This window comes from Pseudomonas sp. GZD-209, assembly GCF_049310485.1.
GTDB lineage: Bacteria > Pseudomonadota > Gammaproteobacteria > Pseudomonadales > Pseudomonadaceae > Aquipseudomonas > Aquipseudomonas sichuanensis.
Map to the genome: position 1 here is coordinate 1 of NZ_JBMOWQ010000044.1, position 26881 is coordinate 26881.

33 protein-coding genes and 1 pseudogene are annotated in these 26881 nt (G+C 62.9%); 14 read left to right on the top strand and 20 right to left on the bottom strand.

Annotated elements, in window-relative coordinates; all coding sequences use genetic code 11:
- Positions 1–74: 74 nt before the first annotated feature.
- A complete protein-coding gene (rlmF, locus tag ACO6VM_RS06845; RefSeq protein ID WP_401060606.1) occupies positions 75–1013 on the top strand; it encodes a 23S rRNA (adenine(1618)-N(6))-methyltransferase RlmF in 939 nt (312 codons plus the stop codon).
- Between the two features lie 179 nt (positions 1014–1192).
- Here rlmF and ACO6VM_RS06850 read toward each other — a convergent pair whose 3' ends face one another.
- A complete protein-coding gene (locus ACO6VM_RS06850) occupies positions 1193–1474 on the bottom strand; it encodes an HU family DNA-binding protein (protein ID WP_110993227.1) in 282 nt (93 codons plus the stop codon).
- Positions 1475–1865: 391 nt separating this feature from the next.
- On the opposite strand from ACO6VM_RS06850, the gene yejK reads away from it, so the two are divergent.
- A complete protein-coding gene (gene yejK / locus ACO6VM_RS06855) occupies positions 1866–2873 on the top strand; it encodes a nucleoid-associated protein YejK (protein WP_125465327.1) in 1008 nt (335 codons plus the stop codon).
- A gap of 58 nt (positions 2874–2931) precedes the next feature.
- On the opposite strand, the gene ACO6VM_RS06860 is transcribed toward yejK, so the two are convergent.
- The 14 genes from ACO6VM_RS06860 to ACO6VM_RS06925 form a co-directional block, all read right to left on the bottom strand.
- A complete protein-coding gene (locus ACO6VM_RS06860; protein WP_401060604.1) occupies positions 2932–3255 on the bottom strand; it encodes a GIY-YIG nuclease family protein in 324 nt (107 codons plus the stop codon).
- 43 nt (positions 3256–3298) lie between these two features.
- Positions 3299–3769, bottom strand: a complete 471-nt coding sequence (locus tag ACO6VM_RS06865) for a nuclear transport factor 2 family protein (RefSeq protein ID WP_401060602.1) — start codon at positions 3767–3769, stop codon at positions 3299–3301.
- A gap of 100 nt (positions 3770–3869) precedes the next feature.
- Positions 3870–5150, bottom strand: coding sequence for a CynX/NimT family MFS transporter (locus tag ACO6VM_RS06870; protein ID WP_401060600.1), 1281 nt, complete (start codon positions 5148–5150; stop codon positions 3870–3872).
- 13 nt (positions 5151–5163) lie between these two features.
- Positions 5164–5829 (bottom strand): FadR/GntR family transcriptional regulator, encoded by a 666-nt coding sequence (locus tag ACO6VM_RS06875; protein WP_401060599.1) that lies wholly within the window; start codon positions 5827–5829, stop codon positions 5164–5166.
- 1117 nt (positions 5830–6946) lie between these two features.
- Positions 6947–7993, bottom strand: a complete 1047-nt coding sequence (gene hisC, locus ACO6VM_RS06880) for a histidinol-phosphate transaminase (protein WP_422402961.1) — start codon at positions 7991–7993, stop codon at positions 6947–6949.
- A 2-nt stretch (positions 7994–7995) separates the two neighbouring features.
- Positions 7996–9318 (bottom strand): histidinol dehydrogenase, encoded by a 1323-nt coding sequence (gene hisD, locus ACO6VM_RS06885; protein ID WP_401059730.1) that lies wholly within the window; start codon positions 9316–9318, stop codon positions 7996–7998.
- 126 nt (positions 9319–9444) lie between these two features.
- Positions 9445–10080, bottom strand: coding sequence for an ATP phosphoribosyltransferase (hisG, locus tag ACO6VM_RS06890; RefSeq protein ID WP_011532429.1), 636 nt, complete (start codon positions 10078–10080; stop codon positions 9445–9447).
- Between the two features lie 93 nt (positions 10081–10173).
- Positions 10174–11439 (bottom strand): UDP-N-acetylglucosamine 1-carboxyvinyltransferase, encoded by a 1266-nt coding sequence (murA, locus tag ACO6VM_RS06895; protein WP_110993419.1) that lies wholly within the window; start codon positions 11437–11439, stop codon positions 10174–10176.
- A gap of 23 nt (positions 11440–11462) precedes the next feature.
- A complete protein-coding gene (locus ACO6VM_RS06900; protein ID WP_110993420.1) occupies positions 11463–11702 on the bottom strand; it encodes a BolA family protein in 240 nt (79 codons plus the stop codon).
- A 118-nt stretch (positions 11703–11820) separates the two neighbouring features.
- Positions 11821–12123 carry an STAS domain-containing protein gene (locus tag ACO6VM_RS06905; RefSeq protein WP_347151742.1) on the bottom strand — a complete coding sequence of 101 codons (303 nt, stop codon included), beginning with the start codon at positions 12121–12123 and terminating at the stop codon, positions 11821–11823.
- Entirely contained in the window at positions 12120–12773 is a 654-nt protein-coding gene (locus ACO6VM_RS06910; RefSeq protein ID WP_390968370.1) for an MlaC/ttg2D family ABC transporter substrate-binding protein, read from the bottom strand. Before ACO6VM_RS06910 ends, ACO6VM_RS06905 begins: the two co-directional genes overlap by 4 nt.
- 9 nt (positions 12774–12782) lie before the next feature.
- Positions 12783–13268: an outer membrane lipid asymmetry maintenance protein MlaD gene (gene mlaD, locus ACO6VM_RS06915; RefSeq protein ID WP_110993423.1), complete on the bottom strand. Its 486-nt coding sequence runs from the start codon at positions 13266–13268 to the stop codon at positions 12783–12785.
- Entirely contained in the window at positions 13268–14065 is a 798-nt protein-coding gene (gene mlaE / locus ACO6VM_RS06920; protein WP_401059734.1) for a lipid asymmetry maintenance ABC transporter permease subunit MlaE, read from the bottom strand. Before mlaE ends, mlaD begins: the two co-directional genes overlap by 1 nt.
- The gene (locus ACO6VM_RS06925; protein ID WP_401059736.1) at positions 14065–14874 is read right to left on the bottom strand and encodes an ATP-binding cassette domain-containing protein; all 810 of its coding nucleotides are present in this window, start codon (positions 14872–14874) and stop codon (positions 14065–14067) included. The genes mlaE and ACO6VM_RS06925 overlap by 1 nt, the downstream gene beginning before the upstream one ends.
- Positions 14875–15120: 246 nt before the next feature.
- Between ACO6VM_RS06925 and ACO6VM_RS06930 the strand changes: the two genes are divergently transcribed.
- The 12 genes and pseudogenes from ACO6VM_RS06930 (at position 15121) to ACO6VM_RS06985 (ending at position 22900) form a co-directional block, all read left to right on the top strand.
- A complete protein-coding gene (locus ACO6VM_RS06930; RefSeq protein WP_390968373.1) occupies positions 15121–16095 on the top strand; it encodes a KpsF/GutQ family sugar-phosphate isomerase in 975 nt (324 codons plus the stop codon).
- Positions 16096–16620: a KdsC family phosphatase gene (locus ACO6VM_RS06935; protein ID WP_125465339.1), complete on the top strand. Its 525-nt coding sequence runs from the start codon at positions 16096–16098 to the stop codon at positions 16618–16620.
- Positions 16621–16628: 8 nt separating this feature from the next.
- On the top strand, positions 16629–17201 hold the full coding sequence (gene lptC / locus ACO6VM_RS06940) for an LPS export ABC transporter periplasmic protein LptC (RefSeq protein WP_316906875.1): 573 nt from the start codon (positions 16629–16631) through the stop codon (positions 17199–17201).
- A complete protein-coding gene (gene lptA / locus ACO6VM_RS06945) occupies positions 17188–17712 on the top strand; it encodes a lipopolysaccharide transport periplasmic protein LptA (RefSeq protein ID WP_110993429.1) in 525 nt (174 codons plus the stop codon). Before lptC ends, lptA begins: the two co-directional genes overlap by 14 nt.
- Complete coding sequence (gene lptB / locus ACO6VM_RS06950) at positions 17713–18438, top strand: LPS export ABC transporter ATP-binding protein (protein WP_110993430.1); 726 nt, start codon at positions 17713–17715, stop codon at positions 18436–18438.
- Positions 18439–18622: 184 nt separating this feature from the next.
- A complete protein-coding gene (locus ACO6VM_RS06955) occupies positions 18623–20116 on the top strand; it encodes an RNA polymerase factor sigma-54 (protein ID WP_347151739.1) in 1494 nt (497 codons plus the stop codon).
- 78 nt (positions 20117–20194) lie between these two features.
- Positions 20195–20503, top strand: coding sequence for a ribosome hibernation-promoting factor, HPF/YfiA family (hpf, locus tag ACO6VM_RS06960; protein ID WP_110993432.1), 309 nt, complete (start codon positions 20195–20197; stop codon positions 20501–20503).
- Between the two features lie 12 nt (positions 20504–20515).
- A complete protein-coding gene (gene ptsN / locus ACO6VM_RS06965; protein ID WP_110993433.1) occupies positions 20516–20980 on the top strand; it encodes a PTS IIA-like nitrogen regulatory protein PtsN in 465 nt (154 codons plus the stop codon).
- Positions 20981–20982: 2 nt separating this feature from the next.
- Positions 20983–21837 carry an RNase adapter RapZ gene (rapZ, locus tag ACO6VM_RS06970; protein ID WP_347151737.1) on the top strand — a complete coding sequence of 285 codons (855 nt, stop codon included), beginning with the start codon at positions 20983–20985 and terminating at the stop codon, positions 21835–21837.
- 20 nt (positions 21838–21857) lie between these two features.
- Positions 21858–22130: an HPr family phosphocarrier protein gene (locus ACO6VM_RS06975; RefSeq protein ID WP_125860083.1), complete on the top strand. Its 273-nt coding sequence runs from the start codon at positions 21858–21860 to the stop codon at positions 22128–22130.
- Positions 22131–22222: 92 nt separating this feature from the next.
- Positions 22223–22587, top strand: a pseudogene (locus tag ACO6VM_RS06980) (type II toxin-antitoxin system RelE/ParE family toxin).
- A complete protein-coding gene (locus ACO6VM_RS06985; RefSeq protein WP_401059740.1) occupies positions 22580–22900 on the top strand; it encodes a helix-turn-helix domain-containing protein in 321 nt (106 codons plus the stop codon). Before ACO6VM_RS06980 ends, ACO6VM_RS06985 begins: the two are co-directional and overlap by 8 nt.
- Positions 22901–22903: 3 nt before the next feature.
- On the opposite strand, the gene ACO6VM_RS06990 is transcribed toward ACO6VM_RS06985, so the two are convergent.
- The 5 genes from ACO6VM_RS06990 to ACO6VM_RS07010 are packed head-to-tail and all read right to left on the bottom strand — an operon-like array spanning position 22904 to position 26679.
- Positions 22904–23797, bottom strand: coding sequence for a ZIP family metal transporter (locus ACO6VM_RS06990; protein WP_153787464.1), 894 nt, complete (start codon positions 23795–23797; stop codon positions 22904–22906).
- Between the two features lie 11 nt (positions 23798–23808).
- Entirely contained in the window at positions 23809–24420 is a 612-nt protein-coding gene (locus ACO6VM_RS06995; RefSeq protein ID WP_125860090.1) for a superoxide dismutase, read from the bottom strand.
- A 1-nt stretch (position 24421) separates the two neighbouring features.
- Complete coding sequence (locus ACO6VM_RS07000; RefSeq protein ID WP_232883108.1) at positions 24422–24883, bottom strand: DUF2753 domain-containing protein; 462 nt, start codon at positions 24881–24883, stop codon at positions 24422–24424.
- A gap of 25 nt (positions 24884–24908) precedes the next feature.
- Positions 24909–26285 (bottom strand): class II fumarate hydratase, encoded by a 1377-nt coding sequence (locus tag ACO6VM_RS07005; RefSeq protein ID WP_125860094.1) that lies wholly within the window; start codon positions 26283–26285, stop codon positions 24909–24911.
- Positions 26278–26679: a FagA protein gene (locus ACO6VM_RS07010; RefSeq protein WP_125860096.1), complete on the bottom strand. Its 402-nt coding sequence runs from the start codon at positions 26677–26679 to the stop codon at positions 26278–26280. The genes ACO6VM_RS07005 and ACO6VM_RS07010 overlap by 8 nt, the downstream gene beginning before the upstream one ends.
- Positions 26680–26881 lie beyond the last annotated feature (202 nt).

Sequence of the window (26881 nt, forward strand, 5' to 3'; positions counted from 1 at the left end):
CCCTTACTCATGTGGGCCCGATGTGGGGTGGGGGGGGTTTCCTTCCCCCTCCGATGCTTTACAGGACCGAAACCATGACCGACAAACCCACCCTGCACCCCCGCAACCGCCACCAGGGCCGCTACGACTTCCCGGCACTGATCAAGGCCCACCCGGACCTCGCCCGCTTCACCATCACCAACCCCTACGGCAAACCCAGCATCGACTTCGCCAACCCCGAAGCCGTGCGGGTGTTCAACCGTGCCCTGCTCAAGGCCCAGTACGGCATCCAGCACTGGGACATCCCGGCCGATTACCTGTGCCCGCCGATCCCGGGGCGCGCCGACTACATCCATGTGGCCGCCGACCTGCTGGCTGCGGACAACGCCGGCGAGGTGCCACGCGGCGCCCAGGTGCGCGTGCTGGACATCGGCGTGGGTGCCAACTGCATCTACCCGCTGCTCGGCCACAGCGACTACCGCTGGCGCTTCACCGGCTCCGACATCGACCCGATCGCCCTGGCCTCGGCCAAGGCCATCGTCCAGGCCAACCAGTTGGACAAGGCCATCGGCCTGCGCCTGCAAGCCGAGCGCAAGAAAATCCTCAGCGGCTTGTTGCAGGAGGGCGAGCGCTTCGACCTGACCCTGTGCAACCCGCCCTTCCATGCCTCGCGCGAAGAAGCCACCCGCGGCAGCCAGCGCAAATGGAAGAACCTCGGCAAGCAGGACCCCAAGCGCAAGCTGCCGGTGCTGAACTTTGGCGGGCAGAACAACGAACTGTGGTGCGAAGGCGGCGAGATCCGTTTCGTCAGCCAACTGATCGATGAAAGCGTGCAGTACGCAGCGCAGGTACTGTGGTTCACCAGCCTGGTGTCCAAGGCCAGCAACCTACCAGGCATCGAGGCGGCGCTGAAGAAGGCCGGGGTGAAGGCCTTGCATATCGTCGAGATGGGCCAGGGGCAGAAGCAGAGCCGCATGGTCGCCTGGAGCTTCCATGACGACGAAGCGCGCAAGGGCTGGCTGGCCAAGCGCTGAGGTCAGGGGCTTCGTGGCGGCAACTGTCTCTGTGGGAGCGGGCTTGCCCCGCGATAGCGATGGCGAATATGACACCACCGCCGCTCCCACAACGTTCACAGCAACGGATCAGCTGGAACGCAGGCACAAAAAAACCGCGCCCGGGCAAGCCGGGCGCGGTCTCGTCAACGCAGCAACAATTACTTGTTGATGGCGTCGTTCAGCGACTTGGCCGGAACGAACTTGACGACTTTCTTGGCAGCGATTTCGATGGCAGCGCCAGTCGAAGGGTTGCGGCCGGTGCGGGCAGGACGCTCGGAGACTTTCAGCTTGCCGATGCCTGGCAGGGTGATTTCGGCGCCGTTTTCCAGTTGGTCGGCGACGATCTGGCCCAGTTGCTCCAGGGCGTTGCGCGCGGTGGTTTTTGGCGCGTCGATGGCTTCAGCGATATCGGCAATCAGTTGGTCTTTGGTCAGTGCCATGGTGGTGTTCCTTCCCTATCAAATCAGAGGTTGTGCAGCGTGCTTGGTCGGTGGTCGGGCCAGCCCGGGACAATCCAGAGGCCGCGTCGATCGCGTATGTAGATGCGCAAATCGGCGTTTGGTTCGACACCCCGCCAGCACGCTGCCAGCAATGCGCCACTCAAGGGGCGCAAGACCGCGCAAAGCTACCACAGGAATCGATAAATATCCGCTGTCGACACTGATTTTGTGCAGGTTTTTCGGGGGTTTAAGGAAAAAACGCACAAAAATGAACAAAAAACGAACAACCGCCATTTCTGCCAACATCTGGCCACTGCATCGCCCCCACCCTGAGGTAAACTGAGCGCCTTTGCAGCGCGGCCTCGCCCCCGCTTACATCACAGAGAATTCCATGCCAATCCGTCATTGCATCGTTCACCTGATCGACAAGAAGCCCGATGGCAGCCCCGCTGTACTGCATGCGCGCGACAGCGAACTGGCGGCCTCCGATGCCATCGAAAACCTGCTGGCCGACCTCAACGACAGCTACAACGCCAAGCAAGGCAAAGCCTGGGGCCTGTTCCATGGCGAGTCCGGCGCCTACCCGTTCAGCGGCTGGCTCAAGCAGTACCTGGAACAGGAAAAGGACTTCACCAGCTTCAGCCGCGTCGCCGTCGAGCACCTGCAGAAGCTGATGGAAGAATCCAACCTGTCCACCGGCGGCCACGTCTTGTTCGCCCACTATCAGCAGGGCATGACCGAGTACCTGGCAATCGCCCTGCTGCACCACAGCGAAGGCGTGGCGGTGAACGCCGAACTCGACGTGACGCCATCACGCCACCTCGACCTTGGCCAGCTGCATCTGGCCGCGCGGGTCAACCTGTCCGAGTGGAAGAACAACCAGAACTCCAAGCAGTACATCTCGTTCATCAAGGGCAAGAACGGCAAGAAAGTCTCGGACTACTTCCGTGACTTCATCGGCTGTCAGGAAGGCGTGGACGGCCCGGGCGAAACCCGCACCCTGCTCAAGGCCTTCAGCGATTTCGTCGAGAAGGAAGACCTGCCGGAAGAGTCCGCCCGGGAAAAGACCCAGACCCTGGTCGACTACGCTACCTCGCAGACCAAGATGGGCGAGCCGATGGGCCTCGAAGAGCTGTCCAGCCTGATCGACGAGGACCGCCCACAGGCCTTCTTCGATCACATCCGCAACAGTGACTACGGCCTGTCGCCGGAAATCCCCGCCGATAAGCGCACGCTCAATCAGTTCCGCCGTTTCACCGGGCGGGCCGAAGGGCTGTCGATCAGCTTCGAGTCGCACCTGCTGGGTTCGAAGATCGAGTATGACGAGGAAGCGGGGACGCTGGTGATCAAGGGGCTGCCGACGCAGTTGGTCGATCAGCTGAAGCGACGCAAGGACTGATTTCAAGGCACGAGGGAGCGGCGGTGAGCCTATGCGACTTGCCCCGCGATTACAGCAATCACGAAGGCCCACCCCCTTCGCGGGGCAAGCCCGCTCCCACGACATCTGCATACGACGTCACCAGCGCCTCCTTGGCCTTCTTGCGCAGCTTCTTCACCAGGCGCTCCTGGCGCAGCGCTTCGCCTTTGTCCGGCCACTGCTCCACGTACACCAGCGCCTGCGCCGGGCTGGTCTTGAAGTAGCGTGCGCCCTGCCCCTTCTGGTGCTTGATGAAGCGCCGCTGCGGATCATCGCTGATGCCGCAGTACAGCGAACCATTGGCGGCCCGCACCAGGTAGACGTACCAGGGTTTGCACTCGACGGTGGAAGGTGTCTCGCTCACGGCTCGATTCGATACAGCTGAAGATGGCCGCCAGCTTACCCGCTCAGCGCCCCTGCTGGAACGCCCGCAGCCCTTTGAAGGCCTGCTGGCGAACCTTGTTCTGCAGCATCGGCGACCAGCCCAGCAACACCCCCGGCATGCCCAACGCCTGGCGCGACCAGCGCCACAGGTCGAAGCTGTCGTCGTGCTGGCAGATCAGCCCGTCGCGGATCACGAAACGCGCCTGGATATCGTTGACCACCACCCGCCCGGTCTGGCTGAACAGGTAGGTCGCCACCCAGTGGGCCTCGCCGCCGCGCTCATCGCTGCGAACGTTGTCGAAGGTCAGGCTGAAGTCCTTGGCGCGGCGGGTGAGCATACGCCACATATCGCCGGCATCCTGGCCGCGCAGGGTGCCGAACACCGGGTCGCTGAAGGCGATGTCGTCGCTGTAGCAGGCCACCATGGCCTCGGCATCCAGGCGCTGGAAGGCCTGGTAGAAACGGGTGATCAGGGCGCTGTTGGCATCGCTCATGGGGTGGTCCTGCGAAGATACGGAACCCGCACGATACTGCCTGGCTAGCAGCAGTACCATGCCCATTCGCGCCGTGAATGATGATCGCGGGCGGCGTGCTCTACACCCGCTCGCTGCTGACCTGCACATGCAGGGCCCGCCCGGCGCCCAGCCCGAACGCGATAGCCCCTATCCCCAGCACTGCGAAGATCCAGCCCAGGGCATCCCAGCCCCCGGTCAGGTCATGCACCAGGCCGACGGCGAAGGGCCCGGTGGACGCCAGGGTGTACCCCACCCCTTGGGCCATGCTCGACAGATTGGCAGCCACGTGCGCATCTTTCGAGCGCAACACGATCAGGGTCAAGGCCAGGGCAAAGGTGCCGCCCTGCCCCAGCCCCAGCAGCACCGCCCAGCCCCACAGCCCGTCAATGGGCGCGTAGAGGCAGCCGAACAGGCCGGCCAGGGTCACCAGCATGACGATCACGATGGCCAGGCGCTGGTCCTTGCCACGGGTCGCCAGCCACGGCGCGCTCAGTGAGCTGATCAGTTGCACCAGCACCGAACCCGACAGCACCAGGCCTGCCTCGGTCGGGCTCAGGCCCCGGCCCACCAGGATCGAGGGCAGCCAGCCGAAGACGATATAGGCCAGCGACGACTGCAAGCCCATGTACAGCGTCACCTGCCAGGCCAGTGGATCACGCCACAGCCCGCGCACCCGATACGCCACCTTGTGCAGGCCATGGCCCTGGCGTGCCTGGGGCAGCCATACCAGCATCGCCAGCAACGCCGGCAGCATCCAGAAGCCCAGGCCCAGCGCCCAACTGTCATCGAAGTGCTGGCTCAGCGGCACGGTGGCGCCGGCGGCCAGCGCCGCCCCGAGGCACAAGGCCATGGTGTAGACCCCGGTGAGGGTGCCGGCGTGTTGTGGGAAGTCGCGCTTGACGATACCCGGCAGCAGCACACCGATGATGCCGATGCTCGCCCCCGCCATCAGGCTGCCAAGGAACACCCCCGTCACGCCCAGTGCGCTGCGCACCAGGATGCCCAGGGCCAGGGTGAGGAGGATCCCGAGGATCACCCGCTCGCTGCCGAAGCGCCGTGCCAGGATCGGCGCCAGCGGTGCGAACAGCCCCAGGCAAAGCACCGGCAAGGTGGTCAGCAAGCCCGCCTGCGAGGCGCTGAGGCCCAGGCTTTGCGAGACCTGGCCCAGTGCCGGCGCCATGCTCGACAGGGCCGGGCGCAGGTTCAGTGCCACCAGCACCAGGCCCAGCAACAGCAGCCAGGGCCGGCGCAACAGCACCGGCTGTTGCTGCACTTGCTCGTCGTCAGCCTCGGCGTCGATCAGCAGTTCGTCGAGCTCCGCTTCGCGGGGAGTCGTGTCGCGGGTCATAGGTTCGGCCATGGCCGTCTCCCGTTCAGGATTCGATGAGGGTTCGGCTCAGGCGCTTGGCCAGTTCCGGGTCGCGTTGTGCGACGGCGTCGAGAATCTGCTCATGCAGGTCGAACACCGCCTGGCAACGGGGGACGGTGGTCATGTTGTGCTGCAGGGCGGCGGCCGCTACGCCGGAGAAGTAGCGGTAGAGTTCGCTGAGCGCCGGGTTGTGGGCGGCATCCACCAGGCGCTGATGGAAATTGATGTCGCATTCGACGTAGGCGTCCACGTCACCCTGGAAGTGCGCCGCGCTGTGCTGCAGGGCTTGGCGCAGTTCGCGCAGGTCCTGTTCGGTTCGGCGCAGTGCCGCCAGGCCGATGGCTTCGGCTTCGAGGATATGGCGGGTTTCGCGGGCGTGCTCGACGGTGCAACGGGCCATGGCCTGCACGGCTTGCAGGGGGTCCTGGGCGGTGCGCAGGTAGCTGCCGTCGCCCTGGCGGATCTCGACCAGGCCGCTGAAGGCCAGGACGCGCATGGCTTCGCGCACGGTGTTGCGGCTGATGCCGAGGTCGCTGGCAAGTTCGGGTTCGGTGGGCAGGCGCTGGCCGATCGACCAGGTGCCTTGGGCGATGCGGTCGCGGAGTTGGTCGACGGCTTGCTCGACCAGGGTGCGTTTGATCAGGAGGGTCACCTGGGTACGTCCAGTCATCGGATGAATTTTTGAGGTGGTGGGACGATAGCGGGTTGGGGTGGGGGTGGCAAGGTTTGGGTTTGGGTTCGGGTTCGGGTTCGGGTTCGGGTTCGGGTTCGGGTTCGGGTTCGGGTTCGGGTTCGGGTTCGGGTTCGGGTTCGGGGCTTAGGGTGTTGGTTTTTGTAGATGTATGCGCATTCAGCGGCGATGGCGACTTTTAGTCACCTTTCCGCCCTTACGGCGGGTTACTTTGGTCTTGGCCAAAGTAACCAAAGCCGCCCGCTCCCATCATACGGCCCCTGCGCTGCGCTCCGGGGTCCCCTCGCTCCGGTGCCTTACGGGCCCGCGCGGCCTACGACTTGCTGCGCAAGTCTACATCTCGCGCCTTCGGCTACGCCGAAGGGTGCTGCGCACCAGGGCCCTACAGTCACCTCCACTCGGCCTCCTGAAGTCGCAATTTGTGTTGCCTGAACTATTGCGCGCTTAGAAGCAAAAGCAAAAACAGATCAAGAGCAGATCAAGAGCAGATCAAGAGCAGTAATGCGGCTATCTAGGTTTGGCTGTTATATATGTGTTGTCTGTTCGGACCCTATCGCCGGCAAGCCGGCTCCCACAGGTACAGCGTAAGTTTGAAAGTTCGCACTAACCTGTGGGAGCTGGCTTGCCAGCGATTGCAATCCTGAGTTCCCAACTAACCCTACTAGCGACAGCTAACGCCAGCCCAGGCGCCGCCCCTAACTTCGCGACTTCAGGAGGCTGAGCGTAGGCGTCTGGAGGGCCCTGGTGCGCAGCACCCTTCGGCGCAGCCGAAGGCGCGAGATGTAGACTTGCGCAGCAAGTCGGAGGCCGCGCGGGCCCGGAGGACGCCGGAGCGAAGGGACCCCGAAGCGCAGCGTAGGGGCCGTATGATGGGAGCGAGCGGCTTTGGTTACTTTGGCCAAGACCAAAGTAACCCGCCGTAAGGGCGGAAAGGTGACTATGCGTCGACATCGCAAACGAATGCGCATAAAACCTTCAAAACAACAACAACAACAACAACAACAACAACAACAACAACAACAACAAAGGGCGAATCAGGAGAACCCCCCAATTCGCCCCAACATCAACAACTCAATTCAAATCAAATCAAATCAAATCAATCAAGCGCATCAAGCAACGCCTGATTCATCTCCGGCGTCCCAACCGTAATCCGCAGGAACTGCGCAATCCGCGCCTGCTTGAAGTGCCGCACAATAACCCCCTGCTCCCGCAGCCGCGCCGCAATCCCCGCCGCATCCTGCTGCGGATGCCGGGCAAAGATGAAGTTCGCCGCCGAAGGCAACACCTCGAACCCACGCGCCTGCAACGCCGAAACCAACACCTCACGGCTCTCGATCACCTTACGGCACGTCTCGTCAAAGTACCCGCGATCCTCGAACGCCACCGCAGCCCCGACAATCGCGGCCCGGTCCAACGGGTAGGAGTTGAAGCTGTTCTTGATCCGCTCCAACGCCTCGATCAGGTCCGCATGCCCCACCGCCAGGCCAACCCGCAGGCCAGCCAACGAACGCGACTTGGACAGCGTCTGCGTCACCAACAGGTTGTCATAGCGATCAACCAGACTGATGGCCGTCTCGCCACCGAAGTCGATGTACGCCTCGTCCACCACCACCACCGAATCCCGATTGGCCTGCAGCAGCTGCTCCACGGCCTCAAGCGGCAACAGGCAACCGGTCGGCGCATTGGGATTGGGGAAGATGATCCCGGCGTTTGGCTTGTTGTAGTCCGAAACGCGAATCTGGAAATGCTCGTCCAGCGCCACCTGCTCGTACGGGATGCCGTACAAGCCGCAATACACCGGGTAGAAGCTGTAGCTGACGTCCGGGAACAGCAACGGCGCATCATGCTGGAACAGACCGTGGAAGATGTGCGCCAGCACCTCGTCCGAACCGTTGCCGACAAACACCTGCGCCGGGGTGACGCCGTAGTACTCGGCCACCGCCTGCTTGAGCCGGTCACCATTCGGGTCCGGGTACAGGCGCAGGTTATCGTTCAACTCGCCACGCATGGCCTCCAGCGCCTTGGGCGATGGGCCATAGGGGTTCTCGTTGGTGTTGAGCTTGACCAGTTTGGCCAGCTTGGGCTGCTCGCCCGGCACGTAGGGCACCAAGTCCTTGACGAAGGGACTCCAGAAACGACTCATGCTCAATTCCCCTTCTCGGTGAGGATGCGGTATTCGGCGCTGCGGGCGTGGGCGGTCAACGACTCGCCACGGGCCAGTACCGAAGCGGTGTGGCCAAGCTCGGATGCGCCCTGCTCGGAACAGAAGATGATCGACGAGCGCTTCTGGAAGTCATACACGCCCAGCGGCGAGGAGAAGCGCGCGGTGCCGGAAGTCGGCAGTACGTGGTTGGGGCCGGCGCAGTAGTCGCCCAGCGCCTCGCTGGTGTGACGGCCCATGAAGATCGCGCCGGCGTGGCGGATCTGCGGCAGCCAGGCCTGCGGGTCGGCCACCGACAACTCCAGGTGTTCAGGGGCGATGCGGTTGGCCACTTCGATGGCCTGTTGCATGTCGCGCACCTGGATCAGAGCGCCACGGCCGTTGATCGACTTTTCGATGATCTCGGCGCGCTCCATGGTTGGCAGCAGCTTGTCGATGCTGGCGGCAACGCGATCGAGGAACTCGGCATCGGGGCTGACCAGGATGGCCTGGGCATCTTCATCGTGTTCGGCCTGGGAGAACAGGTCCATGGCGATCCAGTCCGGATCGGTCTGGCCATCGCACACCACCAGGATTTCCGACGGGCCGGCGATCATGTCGATACCAACCTGGCCAAACACATGGCGCTTGGCGGTGGCCACATAGATGTTGCCTGGGCCGACGATCTTGTCCACCTGCGGCACGCTTTCGGTGCCGTAGGCCAGGGCAGCGACGGCCTGGGCGCCACCAACGGTGAACACCCGGTCGACGCCGGCGATGCAGGCAGCGGCCAGCACCAGCTCATTGACCTCGCCGCGCGGGGTCGGCACCACCATGACCACTTCAGCCACGCCGGCAACCTTGGCCGGGATGGCGTTCATCAGCACCGACGAGGGGTACGACGCCTTGCCGCCCGGCACGTAGAGGCCGGCGCGGTCCAGCGGGGTGACCTTCTGGCCGAGCACGGTGCCGTCGGCTTCTGTGTACTGCCAGGAGTCCTGCTTCTGCCGCTCGTGGTACAGACGCACGCGGTTGGCGGCTTTCTCCAGCGCTTCACGCTGCACCGGGGTGATGCGGGTCAGCGCCAGCTCCAGGCGGGCACGGCCGAGGATCAGGTCATCGATGGTCTTGGCGTCGACACCGTCGAAGCGCTGGGTGAATTCGACCAGCGCTGCGTCACCGCGCTCGCGCACGGCCTTGATGATGTCGAGCACGCGCTGGTTGACCGCGTCATCGGACACACTTTCCCAGCTCAGCAGATGATCCAGATGTCGGGCGAAATCCTGGTCAGCGGCGTTGAGACGGGCAATTGCAGTGGACACGGTCATGGCGAGGGCCTCGATTATTAGCGAATGCTCAGGCGCCCTAGGCTACCAGTCCATCCGCGCGGGCACCTGAGAAAGAAGGCTATGACGCGGATAGACGGGCGCGACAGCGAAGGTCGCGCGCAGAAGTCAGCCGCGGTGTCGCGATTCGACAGCGTTGCGCAGGGTGTCGATCAGGCTTTGAATACGGGCGTGCTGCATTTTCATGGAGGCCTTGTTGACCACCAGGCGCGAACTGATCGTGGCGATCAGCTCCTGGGGTTCGAGGCCATTGGCACGCAGGGTGTTGCCGGTGTCGACCACGTCGATGATCTTGTCGGCGAGATTGATCAGCGGGGCCAGCTCCATGGAGCCGTACAGCTTGATGATGTCGACCTGGCGGCCCTGTTCGGCGTAATAACGCTTGGCCACGTTGACGAACTTGGTCGCCACACGCAGACGGCCCTTGGGCTCAGGGGCACCGGTGACGCCAGCGGTCATCAGCTTGCATTGGGCAATCTGCAGGTCCAGAGGCTCGTACAGGCCCTGGCCGCCGTATTCCATCAGCACGTCCTTGCCGGCTACACCGAGGTCGGCGGCGCCATGCTCGACATAGGTCGGCACGTCGGTGGCCCGCACGATGAGCAGGCGCACGTCGTCCTGCGTGGTGGGGATGATCAGCTTGCGGCTCTTGTCCGGGTTCTCGGTCGGCACGATACCGGCCTCGGCCAGCAGTGGCAGGGTATCGTCGAGAATACGGCCTTTGGATAGCGCGATGGTCAACATGGGAAACGTCGGTCCTTAAGCGGCTACAGCCGGCCAGGCAGTGAACCTGGCCGGTATTCGATTCGGTAGGCGCATCCATGCGCCTGCAGGCTACTAACCCGGTACGCGACGGATCTTCGCGCCCAGCATCTGCAGTTTCTCCTCGATGCACTCGTAACCACGGTCGATGTGGTAGATGCGATCGATCAGGGTGTCACCCTCGGCGACCAGCGCCGACAGCACCAGGCTGGCGGAAGCACGCAGGTCGGTGGCCATCACTGGAGCGCCCTTGAGCGCCTTGACGCCGGTAACGATGGCGGTATTGCCTTCGACCTGGATCTGCGCGCCCATGCGGTGCATTTCGTAGACGTGCATGAAGCGGTTTTCGAAGATGGTTTCGATCACTGCGCCAGTGCCTTCGGCGATGGCGTTGAGCGAAATGAACTGCGCCTGCATGTCGGTAGGGAACGCCGGGTAAGGAGCGGTACGCAGGTTGACGGCCTTGGGCCGCTTGCCGTGCATGTCCAGCTCGATCCAGTCTTCACCGGTGGTGATGTCGGCGCCGGCTTCCTTGAGCTTCTCAAGCACGGCTTCAAGGATGGTCGGATCGGTATCCTTGACCTTGACGCGACCACCGGTAACGGCAGCGGCGACCAGGTAGGTACCGGTCTCGATACGGTCGGGCATGACGCGGTAGTTGGCCGAGGCCAGGCGCTCGACGCCATCGATGGTGATGGTGTCGGTGCCAGCGCCCTGAACCTTGCCGCCCATGGCGTTGATGAAGTTGGCCAGGTCGACCACTTCAGGCTCGCGAGCGGCGTTCTGCAACACGCTGCGGCCCTTGGCCAGTGCTGCGGCCATCATGATGTTCTCGGTACCGGTCACGCTGACGGTATCGAAGAAGAAGTGCGCGCCGCGCAGGCCGCCCTCGGGGGCCTTGGCCTTGATGTAGCCGCCTTCGACCTCGATCTTCGCGCCCATGGCTTCCAGGCCGCGGATGTGCAGGTCAACCGGACGAGAGCCGATGGCGCAGCCGCCAGGCAGGGCCACTTCGGCTTCACCGAAACGGGCAACCATCGGGCCGAGTACCAGGATCGAGGCACGCATGGTCTTGACCAGCTCGTAAGGAGCAACCAGGGTCTTGATGGTGCGCGGGTCGATCTCCACGGCCAGCTTTTCGTCGATCACAGGCTCGATGCCCATGCGACCGAACAGCTCGATCATGGTGGTGATGTCGTGCAGGTGTGGCAGGTTGCCCACGGTAACCGGGCCGTCGGCCAGCAGGGTCGCCGCCAGAATCGGCAGGGCCGCGTTTTTCGCGCCGGAAATGCGAATTTCGCCGTCGAGGCGTGGGCCGCCAGTGATAATCAGTTTGTCCATTTGTGTCTCGCCGCCAAGTTGGCTCAGGTGCGCTCAGCCCAGGCTGCGCTGCTGAAGAATTTCATGGTTACCGCGTGAATGGCGCCGTTGGCGATCCACGGATTGAGGTGAGCATAGATCGCCTGCTGACGCTTGACCGGGCTCAGGCCGGCCAGCTCGTCGCTGATCACGTTCAACTGGAAGTTGCAGCCTTCGCCTTCAACTTCGACCCGGGATCCCGGCAATTTCTCTTCCAGAAAGCTTTTGACTTCTACGGCCTGCATGCTCAACCTCGATCGGCGCCCAACGCGCGCGGGTCGGCCATCATACAAAAAAGCCCCTCGCCTGCGAAGCCCATGACGGGATGCGCTGACCGAGGGGCCTTCACCTTGGTGCAAGCCATCAACCGGCCAGCACTTCATCGAGGTCATAGACCCCGGCAATTTCCCGCATGTCGGCAGGCATGCCGCGCACTTCGCAGGCCTTGCCAGCCGCCTGTGCATCGCGCATGAAGGCCAGCAGCAGGGCCAGCCCGACGCTGCTCGACTTGACCACCGCGCTGCAGTCGAGCACCAGCCGCTGCTCGCCACTGCCGGCGATCAGCGCCTTGCCCTGCTGACGCAGGGCCGGCCCGCTGCGGTAGTCGAGCACCCCGGCCAGGCACAGAACGCCGGGCTCGGACATGCTCACGACGGCATCGCTCATTTGACTTCCTTATCCGGCGAGTTGTCGGCGGTTTCCTTGGCCTTGGCCACCTCGCCGGCCCAGCCGTCGATGGTCTTGTCCAGGCTGTTGCCGTTGCGCTGCATGGCGTCGGCGAACTGGTCGCGGAACAGCTTGCCGATGTTGATGCCGTTGACGATGACGTTGCGCACTTTCCACTCGCCGTCGATCTTCTGCATGGTGTACTGCACCGGATAGACCGCACCGTTGTTGCCGGTGATCTTCATGCCGACGCTGGTGCGATCGCCGTCCTCGGCCTTGGCCGGGTCGACGGTGATGCCCTGGTTGTTGTACTCGAGCAGGGCATTGCCATAGAACTGCATCAGGCTGCGCTTGAAGTTCTCCTGGAAGCGCTGCATCTGCTCCGGAGTGGCCTTGCGCGAATACTTGACGGTCATGATGCTCTTGGAGATGCCGTCAGCATCGACCACCGGGCCAAGGTTGCTGTTGAGCGCGGTATAGAACGCCTCGGGGTTGGCCTTGTACTGCGCCTTGTTGGCCTTGAGGTCGTTGAGCAACTGGGTCGTGGTGCCCTGGATGACATCACGGGCGGACTGCCCCGGCGCCGCCATGGCCAGCAGGGGGAAGGCCGCCAGCAGAACCAGCAGGCCACGTCGCAGGATCGAAATCATGGAAACTCCTTAATTAGCCGGTTGCGCTTCTTTGGGTTCCTTGCCCACTGTATTGAGCAGGAATTTGCCGATCAGGTCTTCCAGCACCAGCGCCGACTGGGTGTCGTGGATGGTGCTGCCGTCTTTGAGAACCGCTTCTTCGCCGCCCACGCTGATGCCGATGTACTTCTCGCCCAGCAGGCCGGCGGTCAGGATCGAGGCAGTGGAGTCGGTCGGCAGGTTGTCGACGTTCTTGTCCAGCTGCAACGTGACCCGACCGGTGTACGAATCGCGGTCCAGATCGATGGCCGTGACCTTGCCGATGGTCACACCGGCCATGGTCACTTTAGCTCTGACCGTCAAACCGGCGATATTGTCGAAGTAGGCATAAACTTTGTACGTGTCGCTGCTCGGGCTGGCCGACAGCCCGCTGACACGCAGGGCCAGCAGCAGCAGCGCCAGGATCCCGGCCAGGAGGAACAGGCCGACACCGATTTCCAGGGTGCGGTTTTGCATCAGAAATCTCCAAACATCAAGGCGGTCAGAATAAAGTCCAGACCCAGGACTGCCAACGAGGCATAGACCACGGTCTTGGTGGTGGCACGGCTGATCCCTTCTGAGGTGGGCTCGCAGTCATACCCCTGGAATACGGCGATCCAGGTGACGACGAAGGCAAACACCAGGCTCTTGATCAGCCCGTTGATCACGTCGTCGGTGAAAGAAACGCTGTTCTGCATGTTGGCCCAGAACGAGCCTTCGTAGACGCCCAGCCAGTCGACCGCGACCCACGAGCCACCCCAGATGCCCACCACGCTGAAGATCAGCGCCAGCAGCGGCAACGAGATGAAGCCGGCCCACAGGCGTGGGGCGACGATGTACTTGAGCGGGTCGACACCGATCATTTCCAGGCTCGACAGCTGCTCGGTGGATTTCATGTTGCCGATTTCGGCCGTCAGCGCGGAACCCGCGCGGCCGGCGAACAGCAGGCCGGTCACCACCGGCCCGAGCTCACGCAGCAAGGTCAGGGCAACCATCTGCCCCACAGCCTGCTCCGAACCATAGCGGGCGAGGATGCTGTAGCCCTGCAGCGCCAACACCATGCCGATGAACACCCCGGACACGACGATGATCGCCAGCGACAGCACGCCAACCGAATAGAGCTGCTTGACCAGCAACTGGAAGCGGCCGCCGACACCGCCTCGACCGCTCAGCGCGTGACCGAGGAACAGGCAGGAGCGGCCCAGCACCGCCAGCACGTCGATGGCCGAGCGGCCAAACAGACGGATACGTTCGAGTAAGGATTTTCTGCGCATCAACGCGTCCCCAGCAAATCGGCGCGGTAGTCTGGCGCAGGGAAGTGGAAGGGTACCGGACCGTCCGGGTCGCCCTTCATGAACTGGCGGATACGCGGGTTGTCCGAGCCCATCAGTTCGGCGGGCGTGCCCTGCCCCAGCACCTGGCCATCACCCACCACATAGATGTAGTCGGCGATGCTGGCGGTTTCCGCCAGGTCGTGGGAAACCACGATGCTGGTGATACCCAGGGCGTCGTTGAGCAGACGGATCAGACGGACCAGCACGCCCATGGCGATCGGGTCCTGGCCGACGAACGGCTCGTCGTACATGAGGATTTGCGGGTCGAGGGCAATCGCCCGGGCTAGCGCCACGCGGCGCTTCATGCCGCCGGAGAGCTCGTCGGGCATCAGGTCGATGGCACCGCGCAGGCCCACGGCCTGCAACTTCATCAGGACGATGTCGCGAATCAGATCGTCCGGCAGCTCGGTGTGTACGCGCAGCGGGAAGGCGACGTTCTCGAAGACATCGAGGTCGGTGAACAGGGCGCCGCTCTGGAACAGCACGCCCATCTGCTTGCGTGCATCGAACAGATCGCCCCGCGACAACGCGGGCAGGTTCTGGCCATTGACCCAGACTTCACCGCTGGACGGCCGCAACTGTGCGCCCATCAGACGCAGCAATGTCGTCTTGCCGCACCCCGAGGGCCCCATGATACCGGTGACCTTGCCACGGGGAATGCGAATGTCCACGTTGCTGAAAATGCTGCGCGAACCACGCTTGAAGGTGACTCCCTTCAGCTCGACCGCGCAGGCGCTATCCACACTCATCTAGACTCCTTGCAATGCAGCCTCGTCTTCATGGACGCCTGCCCTCATCTTGAAGGCACACTGGTCCCTGGCGGGCCGAACAGCGGCGAACTATAGCACCGCAGATGGCACGCCCCCAAGGCCGCAAATCCGGCTGTTCAGGCAGGCGACAGCCTTGTAGTGGTTTCTTACGACAATCGAATGGATGAGCCTTTCACACATTGCGGCTATAATCGCCGCCTTTTCATCAGGCATTGCGTTTTCGACATGAGCCAATCCAGCGAGCTGATCCAATCCGCCCAGCGCACCCTGCGCCTGGAACTCGAGGCTGTGCAGGCACTGCTGGCCCGCATCGACGGTGATTTCGTCAAGGCCTGCGAGCTGATCCTGGCGAGCAAGGGCCGGGTGGTCGTGGTCGGCATGGGCAAATCCGGGCATATCGGCAACAAGATCGCCGCCACCCTCGCCAGCACCGGCACGCCGGCTTTTTTTGTGCATCCGGCCGAAGCCAGCCATGGCGACATGGGCATGATCACCCGTGACGATGTCATCCTCGCCCTGTCCAACTCGGGCAGCACCGCCGAGATCGTCACCCTGCTGCCGCTGATCAAGCGCCTGGGGATCCAGTTGGTCAGCCTGACCGGCAACCCGGACTCGCCGCTGGCGCAGGCCGCCGAAGTCAATCTCGACGCCAGCGTCGCCCAGGAAGCCTGCCCGCTCAACCTGGCACCGACCTCCTCCACCACCGCCTCGCTGGCCCTGGGCGACGCACTGGCCATCGCCCTGCTGGAAGCGCGCGGGTTCACCGCCGAAGACTTCGCCTTCTCCCACCCCGGTGGGGCACTGGGCCGCCGCTTGCTGCTGAAGGTCGAGAACGTGATGCATGCCGGCGACGAACTGCCCCAGGTGCAGCGCGGCACCCTGCTCAAGGACGCGCTGATCGAAATGTCGCGCAAGGGCCTGGGCATGACCGTGGTGCTGGAGCACGACGGCACGCTGGCCGGGATCTTCACCGACGGCGACCTGCGCCGCAGCCTCGATCGCAATATCGACGTGCACAAGACCCTCATCGACGAAGTCATGACCGTGCACGGCAAGACCGCCCGCGCCGAGATGCTCGCCGCCGAGGCGCTCAAAATCATGGAAGACCACAAGATCAGCGCACTTGTCGTTGTCGATCAGAGCGACCGGCCGACCGGCGCCCTGAACATGCACGACCTGCTGCGCGCCGGAGTGATGTAAATGAACCAGGACCTCATGCAACGCGCCAAGGCCATCAAGCTGGCGGTGTTCGACGTTGACGGCGTGCTCACCGATGGCCGCCTGTACTTCCTTGAAGACGGCAGCGAATTCAAGACCTTCAACACCCTCGACGGCCACGGCATCAAGATGCTCATGGCCGCAGGCGTCACCACGGCGATCATCAGCGGGCGCAAGACGCCGGTGGTCGAGCGCCGGGCGAAGAACCTCGGCATCCCGCACCTGTTCCAGGGGCGCGAGGACAAGCTGGTGGTGCTGGACGGCCTGCTTGCCGAACTCAATCTAAGCTACGAACAGGTCGCTTACCTGGGTGATGACCTGCCAGACCTGCCGGTGATTCGCCGGGTGGGCCTGGGCATGGCGGTAAGCAATGCCGCGCCGTTCGTTCGCCAGCATGCCCACGGCGTCACCCAGGCACGCGGCGGCGAAGGCGCCGCCCGCGAGTTCTGCGAACTGATCATGCAGGCCCAGGGTACCCTGGACGCTGCCAACGCCCACTACCTCTAAGGCACCCCATGTTCAGCAAGAAGATCAGAAATTTCGCGCTGCTTGGCGTGATAGCCGCTGTGCTGGTGGCCGTCGGGTACTGGAACATCAGCCCCGAGAGCTTCCTCGACAAGCCGGTCGCGCAGACCGACGAGAGCGCCATCGACTACTACGCGATCAACGCTCACAGCGTGCAGTTCCTGCCTGACGGCAAGCTGCAATACGAAATGACCGCCGACAAGGTCGAGCACCTCAAGACCAGCGAAGTCACCCTGGTGACCACGCCCGACCTGCACATGTACCGTGGCACCGAGTACCCCTGGCATGTGCAGAGCACGCGCGCCGAGGTCAACCCGGACGGCACCGAAGTCGAGTTGATCGACAATGTGCGGGTTGCCCGTACCGACGAAAAGCAACGTCAAACCATTATTACCAGCACACGCATGACCGTGTTCCCGCAGAAGCAATATGCGCAGACCGAGCAAGCCGTTAGAATCGACGGCGCCGGTGGCACGACTACGGGCAAAGGAATGAAAGCGTATTTGAAAGAAGGCAGGATGGACCTGCTCTCTAACGTAAGAGGACAGTATGAGGCTCGTTAAAACCATCCCCCTTCTGCTCAGCCTGGGCGTAGCACTGGGAAGCGCGAGCGCCTTCGCCCTGCCGAACGACCGTGACCAGCCAATTCGCATCCAGGCCGACAACGCGCACCTGGACGACAAGCAGGGTGTGGCCACCTACACCGGCGACGTGATCATCACCCAAGGTTCGATGGTGATCAAAGGCAACACCGTGACCATGACCCGCGCCGCCAACGGCGACATCGACGTGGTCACCTCGGTGGGCAACCTGGCCTACTTCGAGCAGCAGCAGAGCGCAGCCAAGCCGGACAAGATGAAAGGCTGGGCCGTGACCATCCAGTACCAGGCGCAAAAAGAAATGGTCATCCTGACCGACCGCGCCAAGGTCGAGAACGAAGGCAACACCACCGAAGGCGAGAAAATCGTCTACAACACCAAAACCCAGGTGGCGACCGCCGGCCGCGGCGGCAACGTGACTGCACCACGTCAGCGCATCGACATGGTCATTCAACCGAAGAAAAAGGCCGAGTAAATGGCAACCCTCAAAGCCCAGCACCTGGCCAAGAGCTACAAAGGCCGGCAAGTCGTTCGCGACGTCAGCCTGTCCATCGACAGCGGCCAGATCGTCGGTTTGCTCGGCCCTAACGGCGCCGGCAAGACCACTTGCTTCTACATGATCGTCGGCCTGGTCCAGGCCGATCAGGGCCGGGTACTGATCGACAGCCTCGACGTCAGCCACCAGCCCATGCACGGCCGCGCCCAGTCCGGCATCGGCTACCTGCCGCAGGAAGCCTCGATCTTCCGCAAGCTGTCGGTGGCCGACAACATCATGGCCATCCTCGAGACCCGCAAGGACCTCGACCGCGACGGCCGGCGCAAGGAGCTGGAAAGCCTGCTGCAGGAATTCCACATCAGCCACATCCGCGACAACCTCGGCATGAGCCTTTCCGGTGGTGAACGCCGCCGTGTCGAAATCGCCCGCGCCCTGGCCACCGCGCCCAAGTTCATCCTGCTGGATGAACCGTTCGCCGGCGTCGACCCGATCTCGGTGGGCGACATCAAGCAGATCATCCATCACCTCAAGAACAAGGGGATCGGCGTGCTGATCACCGACCACAACGTTCGCGAGACGCTCGATATCTGTGAGACGGCCTACATCGTCAACGATGGTCAACTGATCGCCGAGGGCGATGCCGAGACCATCCTGGCCAACCAGTTGGTCAAGGAGGTTTACCTGGGTCACGAGTTCCGCCTCTGATCCGGGCCCGCCTGGAGCACTGGCGCACACGCCCGTTCAGGGCTTAAGTGTTACTGTGCTCTAGGCAAGCGCTAGAATTTCAGGCATACGAGTTGCATAAGAACTTGCTTAAAATCGGCGCCCAGCGCCCTACAGGTAGTAGATGGCGCATGTGCGCCGGCTAACAAGGTATTAAGCCCCTGCCATGAAACCATCGCTCGTCCTAAAAATGGGCCAGCAACTGACGATGACCCCGCAGTTGCAACAGGCCATTCGTCTGCTTCAGCTTTCCACCCTGGACCTACAGCAGGAAATCCAGGAGGCGCTGGAATCCAATCCGATGCTCGAACGCCAGGAAGACGGCGACGACTTCGACAACAGCGACCCGATGGCGGACAACGCCGAAAGCAAACCGGTCGCCGAAGCCCAGGACACCAGCTTCCAGGAAACCACCGGCAACACCGAAACCCTGGAAGAAGGCGAGTGGGCCGAGCGCATCCCCAACGAGCTGCCTGTCGACACCGCCTGGGAAGACATCTACCAGACCAGCGCCAGCAGCCTGCCCAGCAACGATGATGACGAGTGGGACTTCACCACCCGCACGTCCGTGGGCGAGAGCCTGCAAAGTCACCTGCTCTGGCAACTCAACCTCGCGCCGATGTCCGACACCGACAGGCTGATTGCCGTCACCCTGATCGACAGCATCAACGGCCAGGGCTACCTGGAAGATACCCTCGAAGAAATCTGCGCCGGCTTCGACCCCGAGCTCGACATCGAGCTGGACGAAGTTGAGGCGGTGCTGCACCGCATCCAGCAGTTCGAGCCCGCCGGCATCGGCGCCCGCTCCCTGGGTGAGTGCCTGCTGTTGCAACTGCGCCAGCTGCCGGCCTCGACGCCGTGGATGAGCGAAGCTCAGCGCCTGGTCAGCGACTATATCGACCTGCTCGGCAGCCGCGACTACAGCCAGCTGATGCGCCGCATGAAGCTCAAGGAAGACGAACTGCGCCAGGTCATCGAGCTGGTGCAGACGCTCAATCCGCGCCCTGGCTCGCAGATCGAGTCGAGCGAGCCCGAATACGTGGTGCCGGACGTCATCGTGCGCAAGGACAGCGAACGCTGGCTGGTCGAGCTCAACCAGGAAGCCGTGCCGCGCCTGCGGGTCAATCCGCAGTACGCAGGCTTCGTGCGCCGCGCCGACACCAGCGCCGACAACACCTTCATGCGCAACCAGCTGCAGGAAGCGCGCTGGTTCATCAAGAGCCTGCAAAGCCGCAACGAAACCCTGATGAAAGTGGCGACCCAGATCGTCGAACACCAGCGCGGTTTCCTTGACCACGGCGACGAGGCCATGAAGCCGCTGGTGCTGCACGACATCGCCGAGGCGGTGGGTATGCATGAGTCGACCATTTCCCGGGTCACCACGCAGAAATACATGCACACGCCACGCGGCATCTACGAGCTCAAGTACTTTTTCTCGAGCCACGTGAGCACCGCCGAAGGTGGCGAATGCTCGTCCACGGCGATTCGCGCGATCATCAAGAAACTGGTCGCCGCGGAAAATCAGAAAAAGCCATTGAGTGACAGCAAGATCGCTGGTTTACTGGAGGCACAAGGCATCCAGGTAGCCCGTCGCACCGTCGCCAAGTACCGCGAATCGTTGGGCATCGCCCCTTCGAGTGAGCGCAAGCGACTGATGTAGCCCCTGGGCAAGCCATAGCGTTTCAGTGGCAGGTGCAATACCTGCCTCTTTATGCACGGGCAACAAAGGAGAAGCTGTATGCAAGTCAACATCAGTGGACAGCATGTAGAAGTCACCCAACCACTGCGCGATTACGTGCTCGAGAAGCTCGCCCGACTGGAGGGTCATTTCGACAAGATCACCAATGTGACGGTGATCATGAAAGTCGAGAAGCTGCAGCAAAAGGTTGAAGCCACGCTCCAGATACCCGGTGGCGAAGTCGTTGCCAATGCCGAACACCAAGACATGTATGCCGCGATCGACGCGCTTGCCGACAAGCTCGACCGCCAACTGAAAAAACACAAGGAAAAACAGCAAAGCCTGCTGCAAGGCGCAGCCGCCCGCTGATCCCCCTCATCCATGATCCGACTTGAAACCATCCTGACCCCCGGCCGTTCCCTCGTGAACGTGCCGGGCGGCAGTAAGAAGCGCGCCCTCGAAAAGGTCGCCACTGTAATTGCCGAGCAAATCCCAGAGCTCGAGATGCAAGACGTCTTCGAGAAGCTGATTGCCCGCGAGAAACTCGGCTCCACCGGTTTTGGCAATGGCATCGCCATTCCCCACTGCAGGCTCGAGGGTTGCTCAGCGCCCGTCAGTGCCCTGCTGCACCTGGAAGCTCCCATCGATTACGACGCCATCGATGGCGCGCCCGTGGACCTGCTGTTCGTCCTGCTGGTCCCTGAAGCCGCAACCGATGCGCACCTTGAATTGCTGCGCCAGATCGCCAGCATGCTCGATCGCGAGGATGTGCGTAAGCGCCTGCGTGCTGCCAACAGCAACGAAGCGCTCTACCAGGTGGTCCTGGACGTCCAGAACGAGGCCTGAACATGCGCCTGATCATCGTCAGCGGCCGCTCCGGCTCGGGTAAAAGCACCGCCCTCGACGTGCTGGAAGACAACGGCTACTACTGCATAGACAACCTGCCTGCCGGGTTGTTGCCGCAGCTGGCGGAAAACGCGCTGATCAACACCGAGTTGCAACAGCCCAAAGTGGCTGTGTCCATCGATGCGCGCAACCTGCCCAGCCACCTGACGCGCTTCCCCGAACTGCTGGAGGAGGCGCGCTCCCGGCATATCCAGTGCGATGTGCTGTATCTGGACGCTGACGAAGAAACCCTGCTCAAGCGCTTTTCCGAAACCCGCCGCCGCCACCCGCTGACCAACGCCAACCGTTCGCTGGCCGAGGCCATCCGGGTAGAAAGCGAGCTGCTGGGGCCCATCGCTGACCTGGCCGACCTGAAGATCGACACCACCCGGCTGAACCTGTACCAGCTGCGCGACTCGATCAAGCTGCGGCTGCTCAACCAGCCGGAGCCCGGCACCGCCTTCCTGGTCGAATCCTTCGGTTTCAAGCGAGGCATGCCAGTGGATGCCGACGTGGTATTCGACGTGCGCTGCCTGCCCAACCCCTACTGGAAAGCGGAACTTCGTGACCACTCCGGGCTCGAACAGCCGGTGATCGACTACCTGGCCGCCCAGCCGGACGTCGACGAGATGTTCCAGGACATCTCCAGCTACCTGCTCAAATGGCTGCCCCGCTTCGCCGCCAGCAACCGCGCCTATGTCACCATCGCCATCGGCTGCACCGGCGGCCATCACCGCTCGGTGTACATCACCGAACGGCTCGGCCAGTTGCTCCAGCAATCCCTGAAAAATGTCCAGGTCCGCCACCGCGACCTCTAGCCCACAGGATCCGCCACACGATGCCCGCCCGCGAAATAACCATCATCAACAAGCTGGGCCTGCATGCCCGCGCGGCAGCCAAGTTCGTCGGCGTGGCCGGGCGCTTCCCCTGCCAGGTGCGGGTCGGCCGCGCACCGGACAAACTGGTGGACGGCAAGAGCATCATGGCGGTGATGATGCTCGCCGCCGGCAAGGGCACCCAGGTGCATCTGCTCACCGAAGGCGAGCAGGACAACGACGCCCTTGAAGCGCTGGTGGCGCTGATCAACAACTTCTTCGACGAAGGCGAGTAACCCTCCCCGCGTAACATCCGCTACCAATTGTCGGTGTGAATGATAGTCTGATTGCCACTATACCAATATGGGTATAGATTCGAGGCGATCTCATGGAAGCGATCAAGAATGTCAAACGCCTGTTCTGGGTTGGTAGCTCCCGAAAGGATATCCAGGCACTCCCGGCCAGGATGTGTTCGGTTTTGCTCTGTATCAGGCTCAGGAAGGCTGCAAGCACTAGCAGGCAAAGGTGCTTAAAGGGTTTTCAGGCGGCGGCGTGCTCGAGGTGGTCGAAGACCATCACGGCGACACCTATCGTGCGGTCTACACCATCAGCCTGGTCGACGCGGTTTACGTGCTGCACTGTTTCCAGAAGAAATCCCGCAGCGGCATCAAAACCTCAAGGCATGACGTGGATTTGATTCATGCCCGCCTGAAGCTGGCACAGGCTCACTCGAAGGGGAAAACACATGATTGAAATCGAACAAGGCACCGACAACGTCTATGCCGACCTGCACCTTGCCGACGCCAGCGAGATGCTGGTCAAGGCCCGCCTGGCCAGCAAGATCTGCAGCATCATCAAGGCACGCCAGCTCACTCAACTACAGGCCGCTGAGCTGCTCGGCCTGAGCCAACCCAAGGTCTCTGCCCTGACCCGCGGCAAATTCCGTGGCATCAGCGAAAGCAAGATGATCGATTGCCTCGCCCGCCTGGGCCGGGACATACAGATCGTGGTCAAGGAAGCCCCCCAGACCCGGCGCGAAGGCCGGGTGGAAGTGATTTTCGCCTGACACTCAGGACATCGCCGTATCCATCACCATCATCAGGCAGAAGCCCACGCACAACCCCAGGCTCGCCAGGCGGTGATGCCCGTTGCTGCGTGACTCAGGGATGATCTCCTGGGTCACCACCAGCAGCATCGCCCCCGCCGCGCAGGCCAGGCCCAGCGGCAACAGCAGTTCGGCAATGTTCACCAACCAGGCGCAAATGACCGCCGCCAGCGGCTCGACCAACCCGGACGCAGCACCAATCAGGAACGCCTTGAAGCGCGGCATCCCGGCCCCCGCCAACACCAGGGCAATCACCAGCCCCTCCGGCACATCCTGCAGGGCAATGCCCATGGCCAGGCTGTCGGCATCGGCCATGCCGCCCCCGGCAGACACACCAATGGCCATGCCTTCGGGAATGTTGTGGGCGATGATGGCAATGACGAACAGCCAGATCCGCGCAGCGATCACCGGCTGCTGCCCGGTACCGACCAGCGCTTCGGGGGACGCCCCAGACACCCTGAGATCGACCAGGAACAGGCACAACGCCCCGAACAGTAGGCCGCTGCTGATCAAGCCACCGGCGCCCCAAGGGCTGTAACCGATGGCCTGGGCCGCCTCCAGTCCCGGGATGATCAACGAGAACGCGGTGGCGGCCAACATCACCCCGGCGCCAAAGCCAAGCAAGGTGTCGGCCAGCGCCACAGGCATGTTGCGAATCACCAGCACCGGTACCGCGCCCAATGCCGTGCCCAGTGCGCACAGTGCACCGCCCTCCAGGGCACGCAACATGCGCGGCTCCAGGTCCAGCCAGGCGATGCCGCGCGCCACCAGCAGCGCGGTGCCAACCAGCAACAGCAAGGTCCCAAGCGCCAGGCGGAACAGGCGCACACTGCTGACAGACATCACCTCGGAGCGCATACCGGTTCGACTCACTTCAGGGTTTCAAGGTAGCGGCGTTCCACTTCGGCCCAGTCGACCACGTTGTAGAAAGCACCAATGTATTCCGGGCGACGGTTCTGGTACTTCAGGTAGTAGGCATGCTCCCACACGTCGAGCCCCAGGATCGGCGTGTTGCCGTGCATCAGCGGGCTGTCCTGGTTGCCACTGCTTTCCACCACCAGTGTTTTCGCCGGCGTCACGCTGAGCCAGGCCCAGCCACTGCCGAAGCGGCTCAGCGCGGCCTTGGTGAACGCGTCCTTGAACGCCTCGAAACCACCCAGCTGGGCATCGATGGCCTTGGCCACCTCACCCTGTGGTTCGCCTCCGCCCTTGGGCGACATGACCGTCCAGAACAGGGTGTGGTTGGCATGGCCGCCGCCTTGGTTGATCACTGCCCCTTGCAGCTTCTCGGGCAACTGCTTGACCGCGCCAACCAACCGCTCCACCGGCCATTCGGCCCACTCGGTGCCCTCGATGGCGGCATTGAGGTTGTTGATGTAGGTCTGGTGGTGCTTGCTGTGGTGGATCTCCATGGTCTGGGTATCGATGTGCGGCTCCAGCGCATCGTAGGCATAAGGCAGTGCAGGCAAGGTATGGGGCATGTCAGTGGATTCCATGAGCAGGTGTACGAAGCGTGAGGTCCGTTTGTGCGACCAGTTCACTGGTAGCCGGCGCCTGGCGATTGAGCAGGCGTTCGGTGCGCGGGTACTGGCCATATTCGGCGATGAAACTCAGCAACTCGGTGTAGGTGCGTGCGCTGTGGCGCAGCGCGGCATCGCGCAACGCCTGGGGCAGACGTTGCTCCTGGCTGGCCTGGAGCAATGCCTGGTGCGCAGCGCACAGGTAGTCGGCGCTTTCGTGCGGCTGGTTCAGCCGCAGGTGCAGGTCGGCCAGGTTGTGATGGGCGATGACCAGCGCGGCCACCGCCTCATCGACGTCATGCCAGCGCTCGAACAGCACCTGGGCCAAGGCCAGCGCTTGCAGGTAGTGTTCCCGGGCATCGACCAGCTCGCCCTGGTCGAACAGGCGATTGGCGTTTTGCGTGGTGCGTCTCCAGTGCTGCATGACGTGCCTCCTGGGCAGCCTTGGCTCAGATGCCGCCGGCGGTGAGTTTTTCCGGGTCCAGCAGCGCTTCGAGCTGGTCGCGGGACAGGTCGGTGTGCTCCAGCGCCACGTCGATGACCGGGCGCCCCTGCTTGTAGGCGGTCTTGGCGATTTCGGCAGCCTTGAGGTAACCGATGATCGGATTCAACGCGGTGACCAGGATCGGGTTGCGCGACAACGCTTCCTTGAGCTTGCCTTCGTTGACCTTGAAGGTCGCGATAGCCTTGTCGGCCAACAGGCGGCTGACGTTGGCCATCAGCTCGATGCTTTCCAGCAGGTTGCGGGCGATCACCGGCAGCATCACGTTGAGCTCGAAGTTGCCCGACTGCCCCGCCACGGCGATGGTGGCGTCGTTGCCGATCACCTGGGCTGCAACCATCGCGGTAGCCTCCGGGATCACCGGGTTGACCTTGCCCGGCATGATCGACGAGCCCGGCTGCAGGCCCTGCAGTTCGATTTCACCGAGGCCGGCCAGCGGGCCGGAGTTCATCCAGCGCAGGTCGTTGGCGATCTTCATCAGCGCCACCGCGGTGGTCTTGAGCTGGCCGGACAACGCCACAGCAGTGTCCTGGGAGCCGATCAGGGCGAACAGGTTCTGGCCTGGGGTGAACTCGACCTTGGTCAGGCCGCTGAGCTGGCGAGCGAAGCCAGCCGCGAACTGCGGATGGGCATTGATCCCGGTGCCGACCGCGGTGCCACCCTGGGCCAGCGCCTGCACGCTTGGCAGCGTCGCCTCGACATGGGCCTGGGCGCCTTTGATCTGCGCCGCCCAGCCATCGAGCACCTGGCTCATGCGCACCGGCATGGCATCCATCAGGTGGGTGCGGCCGGTCTTGACGTACTTGTGCACTTCGACGGCTTTGCTCTCGATCACCTGCGTCAGGTGACGCAAGGCCGGCAGCAACTGCTCATGCAGGGCCAGGGCGGCGCTGACGTGGATGGTGGTAGGGATGATGTCGTTGCTGCTCTGGCCGCAATTGACGTGGTCGTTGGCATTGACCTGCTCGCCAAGCACGCGGCTGGCCAGGGTGGCGATCACCTCGTTGGCGTTCATGTTCGAACTGGTGCCGGAGCCGGTCTGGAACACATCGACCGGGAAGTGCTGGATGAAATCCTCGGCCAGCAGTTGCTCCACGGCCTTGACGATTGCCCCGCCCTGCTCCGGGCTCAGTTGCTGCAGTTCGACGTTGGCCTTGGCCGCGGCCGCCTTGGCCAGCAGCAGGGCGCGGATGAACTGGGCCGGCATCGGCTTGCCGCTGACCGGGAAGTTGTCGACCGCGCGCTGGGTCTGGGCGCCGTACAGTGCCTGGGCCGGCACCTGCAGTTCACCCATGCTGTCACGCTCGATACGGGTATCACTCATCTTCAAGTCCTTGCATCAGTTCTTCGGGAGAAATCGACGGCAACAGCACACAGGTGGCCAGTTGCATCGCAAAGGGTTGCCAGCGTTCGTTATGCGCCTGGCGATCGAGGTTGCGCAGGTCGAGCAACGGGCGCCATGCCTGGTCGAGGCACAGGCAGCGCCAGTGCCAGGGCAGCATGCGGTCGCAGGCGGTATCCAGCAGCAGGCGGAAAGAGGTCATTGCCACCGTCCAGGGCGAGGTCTCGGTGCAGCACACCAGGTAACGGCCTTCGGCCAGGTAGTGCTCGATCAGGCGTGGCTCGTCAGGCGCCAGGGCGCAACGAATACGCCGGCTGAGCCAGCGCCAGTTTTCCAGGTAGGGCAGTTCGTGGAGGACGGTTTTCATGAAGATCATCGCCGGGTTACTGGGTAATGATATTCATTATTAATTGATAAATAGAATCAATTCAAGCTAACCAAAAGGCAAATAAAAACCCGGCGCGATGGCCGGGTCGGGGTACAGAGGATGCTGACAGCGTGGGAGCGGGCTTGGGGGGGGGGGGGGGGGGGGGGGAAGGAAGAGGGGGGAAAAGACACCCCAACGACCCCGAACAAAC

Bases quoted from the DNA above. Each gene is read 5' to 3' on its own strand.
- lptA (WP_110993429.1), top strand. From the start codon at position 17,188: ATGAGGCTCGTTAAAACCATCCCCCTTCTGCTCAGCCTGGGCGTAGCA.
- ACO6VM_RS06910 (WP_390968370.1), bottom strand. From the start codon at position 12,773: ATGATTTCGATCCTGCGACGTGGCCTGCTGGTTCTGCTGGCGGCCTTC.
- hisC (WP_422402961.1), bottom strand. From the start codon at position 7,993: ATGAGTCGTTTCTGGAGTCCCTTCGTCAAGGACTTGGTGCCCTACGTG.
- rlmF (WP_401060606.1), top strand. From the start codon at position 75: ATGACCGACAAACCCACCCTGCACCCCCGCAACCGCCACCAGGGCCGC.
- ACO6VM_RS07005 (WP_125860094.1), bottom strand. From the start codon at position 26,285: ATGAGTGATACCCGTATCGAGCGTGACAGCATGGGTGAACTGCAGGTG.
- ptsN (WP_110993433.1), top strand. From the start codon at position 20,516: ATGATCCGACTTGAAACCATCCTGACCCCCGGCCGTTCCCTCGTGAAC.
- mlaD (WP_110993423.1), bottom strand. From the start codon at position 13,268: ATGCAAAACCGCACCCTGGAAATCGGTGTCGGCCTGTTCCTCCTGGCC.
- ACO6VM_RS06995 (WP_125860090.1), bottom strand. From the start codon at position 24,420: ATGCCCCATACCTTGCCTGCACTGCCTTATGCCTACGATGCGCTGGAG.
- ACO6VM_RS06850 (WP_110993227.1), bottom strand. From the start codon at position 1,474: ATGGCACTGACCAAAGACCAACTGATTGCCGATATCGCTGAAGCCATC.
- lptB (WP_110993430.1), top strand. From the start codon at position 17,713: ATGGCAACCCTCAAAGCCCAGCACCTGGCCAAGAGCTACAAAGGCCGG.
- ACO6VM_RS06935 (WP_125465339.1), top strand. From the start codon at position 16,096: ATGAACCAGGACCTCATGCAACGCGCCAAGGCCATCAAGCTGGCGGTG.
- ACO6VM_RS06870 (WP_401060600.1), bottom strand. From the start codon at position 5,150: ATGGCCGAACCTATGACCCGCGACACGACTCCCCGCGAAGCGGAGCTC.
- ACO6VM_RS06875 (WP_401060599.1), bottom strand. From the start codon at position 5,829: ATGACTGGACGTACCCAGGTGACCCTCCTGATCAAACGCACCCTGGTC.
- ACO6VM_RS07000 (WP_232883108.1), bottom strand. From the start codon at position 24,883: ATGCAGCACTGGAGACGCACCACGCAAAACGCCAATCGCCTGTTCGAC.
- ACO6VM_RS06905 (WP_347151742.1), bottom strand. From the start codon at position 12,123: ATGAGCGATGCCGTCGTGAGCATGTCCGAGCCCGGCGTTCTGTGCCTG.
- ACO6VM_RS06900 (WP_110993420.1), bottom strand. From the start codon at position 11,702: ATGCAGGCCGTAGAAGTCAAAAGCTTTCTGGAAGAGAAATTGCCGGGA.
- ACO6VM_RS06925 (WP_401059736.1), bottom strand. From the start codon at position 14,874: ATGAGTGTGGATAGCGCCTGCGCGGTCGAGCTGAAGGGAGTCACCTTC.
- ACO6VM_RS06975 (WP_125860083.1), top strand. From the start codon at position 21,858: ATGCCCGCCCGCGAAATAACCATCATCAACAAGCTGGGCCTGCATGCC.
- ACO6VM_RS06985 (WP_401059740.1), top strand. From the start codon at position 22,580: ATGATTGAAATCGAACAAGGCACCGACAACGTCTATGCCGACCTGCAC.
- mlaE (WP_401059734.1), bottom strand. From the start codon at position 14,065: ATGCGCAGAAAATCCTTACTCGAACGTATCCGTCTGTTTGGCCGCTCG.
- ACO6VM_RS06990 (WP_153787464.1), bottom strand. From the start codon at position 23,797: ATGCGCTCCGAGGTGATGTCTGTCAGCAGTGTGCGCCTGTTCCGCCTG.
- ACO6VM_RS06955 (WP_347151739.1), top strand. From the start codon at position 18,623: ATGAAACCATCGCTCGTCCTAAAAATGGGCCAGCAACTGACGATGACC.
- hpf (WP_110993432.1), top strand. From the start codon at position 20,195: ATGCAAGTCAACATCAGTGGACAGCATGTAGAAGTCACCCAACCACTG.
- rapZ (WP_347151737.1), top strand. From the start codon at position 20,983: ATGCGCCTGATCATCGTCAGCGGCCGCTCCGGCTCGGGTAAAAGCACC.
- ACO6VM_RS06930 (WP_390968373.1), top strand. From the start codon at position 15,121: ATGAGCCAATCCAGCGAGCTGATCCAATCCGCCCAGCGCACCCTGCGC.
- hisG (WP_011532429.1), bottom strand. From the start codon at position 10,080: ATGTTGACCATCGCGCTATCCAAAGGCCGTATTCTCGACGATACCCTG.
- hisD (WP_401059730.1), bottom strand. From the start codon at position 9,318: ATGACCGTGTCCACTGCAATTGCCCGTCTCAACGCCGCTGACCAGGAT.
- murA (WP_110993419.1), bottom strand. From the start codon at position 11,439: ATGGACAAACTGATTATCACTGGCGGCCCACGCCTCGACGGCGAAATT.
- ACO6VM_RS06865 (WP_401060602.1), bottom strand. From the start codon at position 3,769: ATGAGCGATGCCAACAGCGCCCTGATCACCCGTTTCTACCAGGCCTTC.
- lptC (WP_316906875.1), top strand. From the start codon at position 16,629: ATGTTCAGCAAGAAGATCAGAAATTTCGCGCTGCTTGGCGTGATAGCC.
- ACO6VM_RS07010 (WP_125860096.1), bottom strand. From the start codon at position 26,679: ATGATCTTCATGAAAACCGTCCTCCACGAACTGCCCTACCTGGAAAAC.
- yejK (WP_125465327.1), top strand. From the start codon at position 1,866: ATGCCAATCCGTCATTGCATCGTTCACCTGATCGACAAGAAGCCCGAT.